Below are 14,698 nucleotides of genomic sequence, written 5' to 3'. Positions count from 1 at the left end.
TGAGTCGGTCAGAATTCCCTGAATTCGGACTCGATGTCCTCGATATTTCCTCTCGCAGCGACCGCTTGTGACACTTTTGCATGCACCGGCGTATTTGCATTCGCCTCGCCCGCATAATCGGCGATACGAGCGAGCATCGCGAACCACAACGCCGCGAGACGCCCTACCGACTCTCCTCCGAGCAGGGAATCATCCCATTTCCAGACGGCGCTCAGAACCAGCCCGTCGTCCTGGCGCATCGCCAGAGAGTTCACCTCTACAGCATGGACCGATGGCATGGAATCATCGGACTCGTCCATCGCCACGTCGTGGTCCGCGTCGAATGCCCAGTCAGAACGATCAGCCTCGGAGAAGCGGCCCAGGTAATTGAAGAGGACGCCCGGCTCCTCGGTCGCGGTGAGCCGAGGCGCCGTTTCCGGATTCTGATAGCGCAGCAAGCCGTAGCCGAACCCTTTGTCGGGAATCGCGGCCAATTGCCGCCCGATCTGGTCGACGGCCCGGCGGAGAGCAGACTCCGAGGGGCCGCCGGGCTGCGTCTCGATCCCGTCCAGCCGAAGACGCACTGGGAACAAGCTGGTGAACCAGCCGACCGTGCGGACGGGATCCGCACCGGGGAAAACTTCTTCCCTGCCGTGGCCTTCCATCGCGATGCGAAATTCTCGGTTTATCATTGGAGCCACCGGATCCTGCCAAGCGGCAAGCGCGAGCGCCAACCCGGTTAGGAGAAGGGTGTTCACATCGGAGCCGAAGGCCGAGGGTGCCTGGTTCAAGAGCGACTCCGTCGTCTCCGCCGACAGATCGAGACGCCGCGAGGACAAAGTCGCGGTCACCGACGGCCGACGTCCGGTGGCATGCTCCGCCACCGGCGCTGAGGGCCCGGTGCTGGCTCCGATCCAGTGCTCCAGTTCCCTCCGTCGGCGGATGCTGCTCGATTCTTGGTCCAAGAGAGAAGCCCAACGCCGGAACGACAGCGGAACTGGTGCGACCCGCGGCGTGCCGGTCAGTCTGAGCGACTTCCACGCCTCGGCCAGATCGGCTCGCAGAATCCGCAGCGAGACGCCGTCGACAACCAAGTGGTTGACGAGCACCGCCAGGCGCCCTTGCCGCGATGGTCCCCCACGGAACCAGAGCGCACGCAGCAGCTTCGGAGCGGCTATGTCGAGTTGAGACCGGGCCCGATCGAGACCGGCCCGGACAAGTGGCGGAAGGTGGCGCTCTTCGATGTCGGCGACATCCACGGTCTCGAGGCAGCTCGCGGCTGTCACAGCCCCGACCTCAGAGATCTCAGGCTGCCGAGCTCCCGAACTGTCCGACTTGAACCGGGCTCGCAGCACGTCGTGACTGTCCAACAATGCCTGGAGACAGGTGAGAAGCTCCGGCTCCTGGGCGTCTGCCGGTGTCCGGAGCACCATGGACTGGCTGAAGCTGTTTACCTGCCCGCCCAACTCGAACAACCGTCGCATGATCGGGGTCAGTGGAAACCGGCCCACGCCGTCGCTGGCCGCTGACTCAGCCGTCCGCGACACCCGTCGAGTGATGCGAGCCAGGTCGCCGAGGCTGTTGTGCCGCAGCACATCACCCGTGGAGACCCGCAGTCCGGCTTGCCGGGCCCGACTCGCGAGCCGGATGGCGGAGATGCTGTCGCCGCCGAGCCCGATGAATGTCTCGGTCAGGGTCGCGTGCCTGACGCCCAAAACCTCGCGGACGAGACCGAGCAACGAGTTTTCGACGTCGTCCGCCGATAGCTCGTCCGCGCCGTCGGCCTGCGCAACGTGATCGTCGAGGCATGGCGTCGGAAGAGCCGCCCGGTCGAGCTTCCCGTTGGGCGTGAGCGGCAGCTCGCCCCGGAAGACGATTGCCGACGGAACCATTGCTTCCGGCAGCGAGCTCCGCAGATAGTCACGGATCGCCCCGGACGTGATCGTGCTCCGGTCCGCCACGACCACCTGGGCGATGAGCCGCTTATCCCCCGAGGCACCCGGAACCGCCTTCACGGCGGACTGAACCACCGAGGGGTGGCGCGCGAGGGCAGCTTCGACCTCGGCGGGCTCGACTCGGACCCCTCGGATCTTCACCTGAGCATCTGCTCGCCCGATGAACTCGAGAACCCCGTCGGGCCGCTTCCGTCCCCGGTCCCCTGTCCGGTACATACGCTCGCCGGGTGCGCCGTGCGGGTCGGCGACGAAACGCTCGGCAGTCATGCCCGGCCGGCCGAAATATCCTCGGGCCAGCTGGACCCCCGCCAGATAGATCTCACCGGCCTTCAATGCAGGCACGCGACGCAACTCTGCATCGAGGACTTCGATCCGCGTGTTCCGCGCAGCGTTTCCGACCGGAACGCTGGTGGCGCCGGGTTCTGGCACGCAAGACCAGTGCGAGACATCGATTGTCGCCTCGGTCGGGCCGTACGTGTTGACAAGGTCAGCATCAAGTCGTCGCCGGAAACGCTGCTGCACCCCAATCGACAGGACATCGCCTGCCGAATACACCCGGCGGAGCGTCTTGCACAGCGGTGCGAGTTCGTCGTCAAGGAAAGCCGGAAGCATGGACGGTACGAACTGTGCGATGGTGACCGCTCGCTTCGCGATCAGTTCCGCGAGGTACTCCGGCTCCCGATGGCCGCCTGGCTTCGCGAGGACTATCGCGGCACCTGCGCAAAGCGGCATGAAGAACTCGACTACGGCCCCGTCGAATCCGGTAGGAGCCTTCTGCAGCACCCGGTCGTCCGGAGTGACCTCGTATTCTTCCAACACCCACGTCAAGCGGTTGACGATGGACCGATGAGAGACGACCACTCCCTTGGGCCTTCCTGTGGAGCCCGATGTATAGATCACGTATGCGGCCTCGTCGGCGTGAACGGCCCAGATGGGAGGCTCAGACCGGCGCGCCGCGGGAGCGGGCGGCGCTTTCTGGCCCGGATCGACGATCATGCAGCGGCCCCGCAGCCGGGTCGCGAGGACCGAATCGGCGAGCACGCACGCGGGATGCGCGTCTTCGAGCATGAAAGCGATCCGGCCGGCAGGGTAGCTGGTGTCGACCGGGAGATAAGCCGCACCGGCTTTGAGGACCGCCAAGATGCTGACCACCAGGCCAAGCGATTTGTCCAAGGCCACAGCGACCAAATCGGTGGCTCCGACGCCTCGGCCTCGGAGCTCACGGGCCAGTTCGGCCGCGCGCGAGTCAAGTTCCGCATAGGTGAGGCTCTCGTCCTCGAACACGACCGCGGTCGCTTCCGGGGTGCGCGATACCTGCGCCTCGACCAACCCGTGCAAGGTAGGGGACACGCCGTTTTTTCCGGTATACGAGTTCTCGGCTGGCACGTGGTTCCTCTCAGCGAGCAGCCTGCCGCTCCATCGCGTCGATGAGGCTCTTCGGACGCAGATCGGTCCAGTTCTTGTCGATGTAAGCGAGGCATTCGGCTTTGTTGTCTGCACGGAAGACCTCACTCCACCCGGCCGGCACGTCGACGAAGAGCGGCCAGAGAGAGTGCTGTCCTTCTTCATTGACAAGAACGATGTACGCAGCTTCGTCGTCCTCGAACGGATTCGTCACCGTGAGCTCCTTCGATGATGGCTTGTCGATGCCGCGGGAGCAGTACCACCGCAGATCAGCAAGGTAGCCAGAGCCGGCTTCAGCTCGGTATCACACGGGGAAGGCGCAGATGGATCAGCTCTTCGCTCAAGGTCGGAGCTCCGCTGCGCAAGCGGCGCTACGCATCTAAAATCGAAACATGCGTTCCGACTGTTCTGGAAAGCCCTGCCCCGCCGACGGATCGGAGGCAGCGCCGAGCCAACAGCCAGGATCGGCTGCGGGTGCTCGTCAAGTGACTGATGCCAAGGCCATGCGAGCGCTGGCCCATCCATTGCGTCTGGAGCTGCTGGAACATCTGGCTTTGGCCGGTACGCTGACTGCGGCCCAGGCCAGCGAGCTCGTCGGGGAAACGCCGGCCAACTGTTCCTTCCATCTGAGAACCCTCGCCAAGTACGGATTCGTCCAGCAAGCGGAGGGCGGACGAGGGCGAGAACGTCCCTGGAGGCTGATCCCCGGCGGCATCGGAACAACGGAAGTACGAGACGACACCGAGACATCGGCCAATGCCCAAACACTCACCGATGTGATCGTGAACCGGCACCTGGAGACGATCAGAACCTACCGAGCCTCTGTCCAGCCCAGCTTGCCGCCTGAATGGCAACAATTGAGCGGCCACATCAGCATGATCACGCACCTTACCGTCGACGAGATGCGCCAGCTCCGTACCGACATCCTCGCTCTGCTGACGCAGTTTGCGGATCGCGGTGTCAGGCCCTCTCGACGACCGCCTGGCTCCCGTCCAGTCCAGCTCTTCGCCTTCACGATGCCAAGACCCCCCACGTCGGCTAGCGGGGCCGCGCCAGACCATGACGATAGTACGAGGGCGTAATGTGACGATACCGCGCGCCGGTGAGACAGCGGCACGGTGGCCGCACGGGCGGCCTAGACCCTGACGCCAGCGCTCTGGATTCGGCTCGCCTACCCGAGGCACCTTCGAGCTGCGGCGGATCGTGCGTGCCGTCGCAGCCGGATGGTTGCCGCGGGAAAACCCGGCACAAGCGACGCGGGTCATCCTCTGACGCAACGGCCCGGGGCCGGAATTCAGGACGCTCGGGTCTGTGAACGGACGTCATTCGCCTGCATGGCAGTCCGCGTCGGCTACCGGCTCGCCGGCGCGATCAGCCCACCGCGTGGCAGGGCCTGCTGTGCGATTCCGCGAACCTAGAACGGGGTCTGCCCGACGAGAGCGAGGCCGACGCACGGACCCTGCCGCCGAGTCGCACATCGCCAGAATGCTCCCCGCTCGGCTCGATCGGTATTTCTCCCGGATCTGCGCTCGACCAGCCTCGTGTGTCGGCGGTCCGGGTGCAGGCCGTCACGTGGCCAACGCGGTCCAGCGGCGATTGCCGGATCTTGTTCTGCTCCTCGTCAGCGCGTACAACCGCCACGCCGATGAGGTCCGGCGCAGCCCTGGCGGAGAGCTTCCGGTTACGGCGTCGGATCCGCTTGGTCGCCCCGATGCTCAGCCGGTGTAGTCCTCCAGGCCGCCGTCCCGTACAACGTCCAATGTCACACAGTGGAATCCGCCGCCAAGGACACGGGAATGCCGCAGCTGCAGAGGGATCACCGTGATACCACGCCGTTCGATGGCAGCGATCAGCTCGGGCTGGCCGGAATCGACAATCGCCACGTCCGGACTCACCATGAGCAGATTCATCCCGAGCCAAGGAGCACTCAGCGGCGGCTGGACGACAGTCGGGACATCACGGACGGGGGGCGACCACAGCACGTCCCAGCCACGGAACGGCGCGGGCACCGTGTCCGGGCTGAGGCGGTCCGGGTTCAGCAGTACGAGACCGGGGCGCAGCAACGTGATTGTCGTGTCGATGTGCGTGTAGCCGTAAACACCGCGGACAGCGTGCACTCGGAAGTCGCCGACCAGCCGGAGCATGGACTCGAGCCATTGCCTCCCCATTTCGTTCCCGCTGCGGGAAACTTGGTAGACGATGTCGCGACCGATCCGCAAGGTGTTGGCGGCGTCGAAAACCGGCTCCTGTTCGCCGAGCAGCGGCAGGCCGTGCTCGTCGAGCGAGAACAGTTCGTCGCCCAGCCGCGGTTTCGGCGCGGCCAGCCAAGTGGCACCGCGCAACATGTACTCCTGGAACAGTTCGCGCATCCCGAGCAGTTCGAAATAGCGCGCTCGCATCGGGCTCGGAGTCTCGACGATGGTTGAGCCGAGGACCATTGTGATGTCGCGCGGGCAGTAAGACAAGTAGCCGTCGCTGCTCCAGTCCGGCGTCTTGAACCGGATGGAGTGGTCAGGTGCGGCCGGTTGCCGGACAACCACGCCTAGTTCACGGAGGGTGTCGACCAGTATCGCGAGGTCTTCCTTGGTCTCATCGATGACCTGCGCGGGGAACCGGCCCACCGAAACCCGCTCCAGTTCCGCTCGGGTCAGAGTCGGATAACAGGCGAGCCACGCGGACAGGTCGGTCATCGCGGGAAGCCGGGCGTGCTCGACGTCACCGACGATCACTTCGCGCAACTGAGTGAACTCGTCCCAAGAGTTGACCGCAGGCCGGGCGGTCGCCTCGGCCACCGCTCGCTGGTCCGCAATAGTCGTCATAACCGGTCTCCTGTTTCTGTTACGCGGTCGTGAATCCGGCCCAGCATGCTGGCGCGGATTTTTCAATGGTTATCCAGCAGCGAAGGGCGGCGAATAGCCCACCGGACGAAACTCGCAGGACCTGCTCGACGCGCTTGCCCGGCTCCGCTTGTCCCTGGAAACCCAGAGCAGGCACCGCCCCCTTGGACAGCACCGGATCGCGACCGGACCGGATGAGCCTCGGATAGGCCGAGACCGACGCACTGACCACGTCGACCGAAACCGCCCGATGTCGCCTCGCCGAGGCGACATCGGGCGACCAACGACTTATGCGGCCCCGAGGAGTCGACACCGTGCCCACAGCGGACGTTCACCGATTGCAGAATCCGGTTTCCGGCCTCCATGGCTTGTTCGAAGCTCAGGTGTCGCGCTCTCCGGAGGCCGTCGCGCTGCTGGGCGAGGGCGGCCTTCGGCTGACCTATGCCGAATTGGAGGGCCGCGCCAGCCAGCTCGCCCGGCAGCTGGTCGACCGGGGAATAGGACCTGCAGATCTGGTGGCAATCGCGCTGGACCGGTCGCCGGACCTGATTGCCGGTCTGCTGGCGATCCTGAAGTCCGGAGCGGCCTTCCTGCCGGTGGACACCGGGTACCCGGTCGAGCGAATCGGATACCTGTTCGCTGATGCGAAGCCAACACTGGTGCTCACAGACTCGGCCACGGCCACGACCCTGCCACCGGCACCGCTCCTGCTGACCGACGCCGGCGAAACAGGCCGCCTCGACCCGGATGAGCCCAGGCGGCCCGGCCGGACCGTCCTCCCGGACCAGGCGGCATACGTGGTCTATACCTCGGGCTCCACCGGCAGCCCGAAGGGCGTGGTGATCCCCCACAAATCCATCATGAACTACCTGGCCTGGATGGCGGACGAGTATTCGCTGACCGCAGAGGACCGGGTACTGCAGAAGACCCCCGCCGGCTTTGACGGTGCGATGCTGGAGTTCTTCCTGCCGCTGACTGCCGGGGCCGCCATGGTGCTAGCCCGACCGGGCGGGCACCGGGAGCCGGAGTACGTCGCCGACGTGATCGCACGACACCGTGTGACGATCGCGCAGTTCGTTCCGTCTTTGCTGCCGGTCTTCCTGGACGACGAGCTGGTTGGACTGTGCCGCAGCTTGCGCCGTGTCTACTCGGCCAGCGACGCGTTGCCGGTGGCGGTGCAGCGTCGTTTCCACCAGTGCCTGAACGCGGAGCTGGTCAACCTCTACGGCCCTACCGAGACGACTGTCGACACCGCGCACTGGCGATGTTCCCCGGATCCGGACGCACGCTCCGTGCCTATCGGCTCGGCGGTCCGAGGAATGCGGCTGGAAGTGCTGGACGTGCGCCTCGGCCGCGTGCCGGCGGGAGAGACCGGAGAGATCTACGCGGCCGGCGTCCAGCTTGCTCGCGGGTACCTGGGGCAACCCGCGCTTACCGCGCAGAGATTCGTTGCCGACCCGTACGGATCACGAGGGGAACGCCTTTACCGTACCGGCGACCTGGGACGAAAGCGGGCCGACGGCATGCTGGAGTTCGTCGGCCGGGCAGACGGGCAGGTGAAAATCCGCGGCGTCAGGGTAGAGCCCGCCGAGGTCGAGGCCGCACTCGCCGAGCACCCTTCGGTCCGGCAGTCCGCTGCGAAGGCCCTCGCCCGGCCGTCTGGCGAACAAATCCTCGTTGCGTACGTAGTTTTGCAACAAGGCACGACATTCCACGCTGAGGAGATCCGGGAGCATCTGCGCCGCTCCTTGCCGGATGCGATGGTGCCATCTGCGGTGGTTTTCCTGGAGGAGCTGCCGACCACGCCGAACGAAAAGCTGGATCGTGCAGCGCTGCCGGTACCCGACTTCGGGCCCGCGGTGAACGCCCAAAGCACACCAACCGATTCGGCAGACGGCCTTCTATCACTGGTACGCAACGTGTTGGGGATCAGCCAGGCGAGCGCCGCGGACAGCTTCATCGGTCTCGGCGGCGACAGCATCTCGGCGATTCGGATGGCCAGTCTCGCGCGGCAGGCCGGCTGGCGGATCAGCACCGGCGACGTCCTTCGGCACCAGACCCTCGGCGCGTTGGCTGCGACGGCAGCTCGGATCGACCGGATGGAAAGACCCGCCAAGGTCGCGCAGGACGGGATCGGGCCGTTCGCGTTCACCCCGATCATGTGCTGGCTGCGCGCTCTCGGCGGTCCCACCGACGGATTTGGCCAGTCGGCGGTCCTTCGCACCCCGGCCGACCTGGGCGCGCCGGAGCTGCTGTCCTGTCTACAGGCGCTACTGGACACACACGACATGCTGCGAGCCCGATTTCCCGACGTCGGCGCAACCGGCGCGAAGCAACCGGAGACCAAGCCTCCCGGATCCGTGCTCGCGAAGGACTGTCTGGAAGTGGTCGACGGCACCGGGATAGACGACGACGATCTGTTCGCACTGGCGCGAAACGCGCTTGACCGTTCGAGAACCCAGTTAAGGCCCGGATCGGCCCGAATGCTGCGCGTAGTCTGGATCCGCCGCGACAAGGGCAAGCAGGGCCGTCTCGCGTTGATGGTGCACCATTACGCCGTCGACGGAGTGTCGCTGCGCATCCTGCAATCCGATCTGGCCGAAGCTTGGAAGTCATTGCGGCGCAACGGAACACCACGCCTGGAGCCAGTGTCGCTTCCGTACCGACGGTGGGCTGAGCGAGTGCGGAGAGACGCGCTCAGCCCCCGCAGGCAACGCGAGCTGGCGTACTGGCAGGCGGCCACTGGCGGCCGGCCGACTCCGCTGGCGCGCCGATCTGTCGATCCCCGGCTGGATACTGGGGTGACCGCGGGGACCCGCAGGTTCGAGCTGCGGCCGGAACAGACCGAACTGTTGTTGAACCGGTCGCCAGAGGTGTTCGGCGTAGAGGTGAACACCGTATTGGTGACGGGCCTCGTGCTGGCGCTAGCTCATTGGCGCGGGACAACAGATGGAGACTTTCTTCTGAATATGGAAGGACACGGTCGCGCAGAACTGGTCCCAGGCGACGACCTGTCCCGCACCGTCGGCTGGACCACCGATCTGTTTCCAGTACGAGTCAGGTTAAGCGAGGCACCATCGCTGGAGGCGTCGGCACCGGGCGACGGATTGCGCCGCGCGGTTCGGGAGATCGAGGCGCAACTCGCCGCCATTCCGGACCGCGGGTTCGGATACGGCGCATTGCGACACCTCAACCCGGTGACCGCGACGCAGTTGGCCGCCGGCGCACACCCGGAACTGCTGTTCAACTACCTGGGCAGATTCCCCGAAGCGGATGGCGACGACTGGTCGTTCGACAACGAACACGACGTCGCGCAGGACGAGTCGGATCCCCGTCTCCCGCTCGGACACGCCCTCGAAGTGAATGCACTGACGATGCGCCGGGACGGAGAACCCGTGCTCGGCGCAGTCTGGCAGTGGGCACGCTCGCTGTTCAGCACCGACGAAGTGGCCCGGCTGGCGGAGTTGTGGTTGCGCGCGCTGACCGCGATCGCGGAGTACGCGGCACGGACACCTGCGATGCCGTCCGTCAGTCTTGCCGCACTGCCCGCGGCCAGCACGAGCGACGACCTCGAATCCGAGTTCCGGGCCTTCTGACCGACTGCGGGGAGACGCACAATGGACAAGTCACCGGTCGGCCGCACCGCGAACGCGCACGGACGTTTTCGTTCTCGGGACTCCGGCGTGCCGATGCCGACACTCAGCCAGGGCCAGAGCGCGGAGGATGCCGCGCTGGCCAGTGTCGTCCGCTCAGTGGCCGAACGACGCCGGCAACGAAACCATCCCGTTACGGCACGGTGCAGCGTCAACGGGTCAGCCGAAACGATGACGAACCACGCGAAATTGCATCAGCAAGAATGGCACGCCAGAAAACACTCGCCGACGATAGCCGGGCTGTCGTCGTGGACTGCGCCAACGGCTGTCCGAGCGGGATTTTGCCGTGGGCAGTATGCGCGACACGAGCGGGCAGCAAGCGGTCCGCGGTTCTCCTGCTGCTCGAGAGCAACTGACCAGCCCCTCTTCCGAGATCCTCGCCACTCTCGTGGTCGCCATCCGGCTGTTCCGCCCGGGGTACGTGAAACGGGCAATCCTGCAGAGGGGCAGCGGTGCTTTCCGGACAGCCATGGATCGGAAATCAGTCGTGCCTGTCCTCCCCCAGTCCAATCCGGGCCGAGTGGCCGCGCTGCGCCGATGGACGAAACCTATCCGCGTCGGGCTTCGAGTGCTCGCGCCACGACGCGACCACAGCTCCGGTGGACGCGATGAGCCCGCGAACGACGTCTGGTTCGCTGCGGGAACGCGTGCTGACCTATGCCAGGGATACGATCCGGCAGACCCCGCCCACCCCGGTAGCCGAAGTCACTGCTCTGGTCGCCGGACGGCCGCGCAACCTTCTGCTGAAGCTTGACGGACGGTCACGCTGGGGGTCGCTCAAGGGACGGACCGCGCTCGGCCTGCTGACCTCCGTCGCCGACGAGCTGGCCGACGGCTCTGAAGTGGTCGAGTCCACCTCGGGCAACCTCGGAGTAGCGCTTGCGGGAATCTGCCGGGAGCTGGGCATCCCGTTCACCGCGGTAGTGGACGGGCGCCTGCCTCCGGCGATGGCCCGGGCGATCCGCCAGTACGGCGGGCACCTCGTCGAAGCGAAGCCTGGCGACGACCGCCTCCGGCTGCAACGGCGAATCGCCGCCGTCCAGGAGATACTGGCCGCCAATCCACGCGCCGTATGGACCAACCAGTACGAGAATCCGGCCAATGCCGCTGTGCACCATCTGTGGACTGGCCCGGAACTCGAGCAGCAGCTCGGTCCGGAACCCCGAGTGCTGTTCGCCCCCGTGTCCACCGGCGGGTCATTCGCCGGATTGTCGAGCCACATGGCGGAGAAACGACCGGAGATCGACTGCGTCGCCGTCGACGTGGCCGGTTCGACGATTTTCGGCGGGCCGCCGGGCTGCCGCCTGCTCACCGGGATCGGTGCCAGCAAACCCTCGAACTTCCTCGGCGCGACCAGGCCCCCGCACATAGTCGTCACGGATACCGACGCGATCGCCACCTGCCGGACACTGGAACTCGACGCCGGAATCGGCGTCGGCGGATCCAGCGGAGCAACCATCGCAGGATGCCTCCGGTATCTCGCACGGCATCCGGATGTCACCGGAGCCGTCTGTTTGTGCCCAGACCTGGCGTCGAACTACCGGGAGACGCTCTACAACGACGCTTGGCTGCTCCAAGCCGACGCGGTGGACTCCCTGCTCCGCCCAGAGCTTGACGGAGCCTCCGTTCGATTCGATTCCGTGACTCGCAGTGAGGTAAGCCGATGATTCCGCTGGCTCCGGTCCAGCAGCGTCTGTGGTTCCTGAACCAATCGGAGCCCGGGACCGCCTATAATGTGACGCTCCGGATCCGGCTGGCCGGGATCCCGGATCCGGATGCCCTGAGCACGGCCTTGGCCGACGTGGTGGCCCGGCACGCGACGCTGCGCACCTCGTACCCGGAACAAGACGGCCGTCCATACCAGTTGGTCCATGCCGCGGAGTCGGCACGGCCCGACCTGGCCGTGCAGGACTGCCGGCCCGAGGAACTCCAGGGTGTCCTCGACGAACTTCGGGAGACGGTCTTCGATCTGACCGTCGACCTGCCGATCCGGGCCCGGTTACTGCGTCTGGAGCGAGACGAAAGCCTTCTTGTCCTGCTACTGCACCACATCGCGGTGGACGGCGGATCAACGCGGCCGATGCTGCGCGACCTCGCCGCCGCCTACACCGCTCGATCTCGGTCTGAAGCACCGGTCTGGGAGCCGCTCGCGGTCCAGTACGCGGACTACGCAGAGTGGCAGTGGGAAGTACTGGGCTCCGAGAACGACCCGGACAGCGTAGTCAGCGAGCAGCTGCGGTTCTGGTCGGAAACGCTCGCCGGTGCCCCGGAAAGCATCCGCCTGCCTGCCGACAGGCCGGTGCCAGCGGTGCGGACACACCGCGGCGGGATGGTCGCCGTGCCCTGTCCGCCGGCGTTCGGCGAGCAGCTCGCCGACCTCGCCAGGCGCGGCGGGACCACCATGTTCGTGGTGGTGCAAGCGGCCATTGCTGTTCTGCTGAACAGGTGCGGTGCGGGAACCGACGTCACCATCGGCATGCCGATCACCGGCAGATCCGACGAAGCGCTCGACGAGCTGGTCGGGTTCTTCGTCAATACGCTGGTGATCCGGATCAGCACCGCGGGCAATCCCGCCTTCCTCGACCTGATCGAGCAGGCACGCCTGAGCAACGCAACCGCCTACAGCCATCAGGACGTGCCATTTGAGCGGGTGGTCGAGCACCTGAATCCGGCGCGCTCCGCCTCCGCCAACCCTTTGTTCCAGGTGATGCTGGCACCGAGCGGCGACCAGCCGCTGGACCTGCACTTCGGCGAGCTGGACGCGGAACTGCGCCCTGGATTCAGCGGCACCGTCAAATTCGACCTGATCTTCGACTTCCGAGAGCAGCGCGACGCGGCTGGCGACCTTGCCGGGATCGAATTCCTGCTGGAGTACTCCAGCGACTTGTTCGACCCGGACACCGCGCAGACCCTCCTGGAACGTCTTGTGCGTGTACTAGAGGGAGCAGTCGCCGCCCCGGACCGACGGATCGACAAGATCGACGTGCTGACCGCAGTGGAACGAGCACTCCTGGCGAACTGGGGCACTGGTCCGGACAGCGTCCCCGCCCTCTCCCTGTCGGAGATCGTCGAGCGCGCTGCGGCCGACACACCGCACGCACCCGCGTTGTTGTTCGGGAAGCGCACTGTGACCTATGCCGAGCTGAACCGGCAGAGCAATCGTCTCGCCCGGGCGCTACTCGACCGCGGAAGCGGACCTGAACAGATCGTCGCGCTGCGGTTGCCACGGTCAGTGGAGATGGTGGTCGCGATCGTGGCCGTCGCCAAGACCGGTGCCGCATTCCTGCCGATCGACCCCGGGTATCCAGCGGAGCGAATCGTGTTCATGCTCCAGGACGCCGATCCGACGCTGGTGCTGACTACCGCGACCCTGGCGCGCGATACGCCGCACCAGGGCGTGCTGGCTTTGGACGATCCGAGGTTCGCCGCGGAAGTGGCCGGACAGGTGGACACCGACATGGACCGGATCGCCGCTTCCGATCCGCGCCACGCGGCCTACCTGATCTATACGTCTGGGTCCACCGGAAATCCGAAGGGTGTCGTGGTGCCGCACGGAGGCGTGCGGCAGATGGCAGCCGGTATGGCGCAGCCGACAGGCCTACAGCAGGGCGGCAGGGTGCTGCAGTTCGCGACTTTCGGTTTCGACGCAGCGGTGTCCGAACTGGCCCAGGCCTTCCATACCGGGGCGACGCTGGTGCTCGCGACTGCCGAGCAGGTGCTGCCGGGCGCATCTTTGACCGAACTGCTTCTCCGGCACCGAGTCACCCAGGTGATGCTGCCGCCGGGCGCGCTTGCCGTCCTGGACCGGGAGCGTATCCCGGCAAGCACAACGTTGGTCACCGCGGGCGAGGTGTGCCCGCCCGCGGTGGTCGACTACTGGGCAGGCAGCCATCGGCTGTTCAACGCCTACGGCCCGACGGAGATCACCGTCTGCGCCACGGTGGGCAGGTTGGCACCCGGACTGGGCGACGACCGTCCTGCGCCGATCGGGCAGCCAGTCGCTGGCACCCGGCTATACGTCCTCGGCTCAAGCCTGGAGCAGCTGCCTCCCGGTGCCGTCGGCGAGCTGTACATCACGGGTGACGGACTCGCCAGGGGCTACCAGCGGCGTCCAGGGCTGACCGCGGAACGGTTTGTAGCCTGTCCGTTCGGCCCGTCCGGCGCACGGATGTACCGCAGCGGAGATCTGGTGCGTTGGCGCGTCGACGGGAAACTGGAGTTTGTCGGGCGCGCCGACGACCAAGTCAAACTACGCGGATTCCGGATTGAACTCGGTGAAATCGAGGCAGTTCTGACCCGGCACAGCGAGGTCCGCCAGGCCGTCGCCGTGGTGCGCGAAGACCGTCCCGGCGACCGACGGCTGGTCGCTTACGTCGTGCCTGCTGGTCCAAGCGGTGCGGTTGACTCGCACACCGTGCTGGCACTGGCGAGGAGGGCGCTTCCGGACTACATGGTGCCGTCGGTCGTCGTGTCGTTGCGCTCACTGCCCCTGATGCCGAATGGAAAGCTCGACCGGCGAGCCTTGCCCGCACCCGACTACGGAGTGTCGGGCACCGGCCAGCCTCCGCGCACCGATGAGGAAGCCGTCGTCTGCGACTTGTTCAGCGAAGTGCTCGGCGTGCCCGAGGTAGGTGCGACTGACGGCTTCTTCGAACTCGGCGGGCATTCGCTGCTGGTCACCCAGCTCACTCGCTTGATCCAGAAGCGGCTCGGGGTCTCGGTGCCCTCGGCGACGGTTTTCCAGCTCCCCACTCCGGCCGCGGTGGCCGGTTACGTGGCAGAGCGAAGAAAGGACGCCTTCGGGCGGTCCGGTCCGAAGCGACCCGATCCCCCTTGGGGTCGGTCGCGAAGCTGAACGACAGAAGGGCCT

At 66.2% G+C, this 14,698-nt stretch carries 7 protein-coding genes; 4 read left to right on the top strand and 3 right to left on the bottom strand.

All coding sequences use genetic code 11. The features are described from left to right. Positions 1-8: 8 nt before the first annotated feature. Together ACWGIC_RS05865 and ACWGIC_RS05860 are read right to left on the bottom strand one after the other, a co-directional pair. On the bottom strand, positions 9-3,320 hold the full coding sequence (locus tag ACWGIC_RS05865; protein WP_452074760.1) for an amino acid adenylation domain-containing protein: 3,312 nt from the start codon (positions 3,318-3,320) through the stop codon (positions 9-11). 10 nt (positions 3,321-3,330) lie between these two features. Then, on the bottom strand, positions 3,331-3,552 hold the full coding sequence (locus ACWGIC_RS05860) for an MbtH family protein (protein ID WP_452074759.1): 222 nt from the start codon (positions 3,550-3,552) through the stop codon (positions 3,331-3,333). A 271-nt stretch (positions 3,553-3,823) separates the two neighbouring features. Between ACWGIC_RS05860 and ACWGIC_RS05855 the strand changes: the two genes are divergently transcribed. After that, positions 3,824-4,420, top strand: a complete 597-nt coding sequence (locus ACWGIC_RS05855) for a helix-turn-helix domain-containing protein (RefSeq protein WP_452074758.1) — start codon at positions 3,824-3,826, stop codon at positions 4,418-4,420. A gap of 633 nt (positions 4,421-5,053) precedes the next feature. Here the strand turns inward: ACWGIC_RS05855 and ACWGIC_RS05850 are convergent. Continuing rightward, positions 5,054-6,157 (bottom strand): inosamine-phosphate amidinotransferase 1, encoded by a 1,104-nt coding sequence (locus ACWGIC_RS05850; protein ID WP_452074757.1) that lies wholly within the window; start codon positions 6,155-6,157, stop codon positions 5,054-5,056. Between the two features lie 332 nt (positions 6,158-6,489). Here ACWGIC_RS05850 and ACWGIC_RS05845 point away from each other — a divergent pair, with 332 nt between their 5' ends. From ACWGIC_RS05845 to ACWGIC_RS05835, 3 genes are all read left to right on the top strand, one after another. Further along, on the top strand, positions 6,490-9,771 hold the full coding sequence (locus ACWGIC_RS05845) for an amino acid adenylation domain-containing protein (RefSeq protein WP_452074756.1): 3,282 nt from the start codon (positions 6,490-6,492) through the stop codon (positions 9,769-9,771). Between the two features lie 665 nt (positions 9,772-10,436). After that, positions 10,437-11,495, top strand: a complete 1,059-nt coding sequence (locus ACWGIC_RS05840) for a pyridoxal-phosphate dependent enzyme (RefSeq protein ID WP_452074755.1) — start codon at positions 10,437-10,439, stop codon at positions 11,493-11,495. After that, complete coding sequence (locus tag ACWGIC_RS05835) at positions 11,492-14,683, top strand: non-ribosomal peptide synthetase (RefSeq protein WP_452074754.1); 3,192 nt, start codon at positions 11,492-11,494, stop codon at positions 14,681-14,683. The genes ACWGIC_RS05840 and ACWGIC_RS05835 overlap by 4 nt, the downstream gene beginning before the upstream one ends. The last annotated feature ends 15 nt before the right edge of the window (positions 14,684-14,698 follow it).

Source organism: Amycolatopsis sp. NPDC054798, assembly GCF_053611505.1.
Note: the sequence above shows the minus strand (reverse complement) of the source record. Positions and strands in the feature narration are given on the sequence as shown.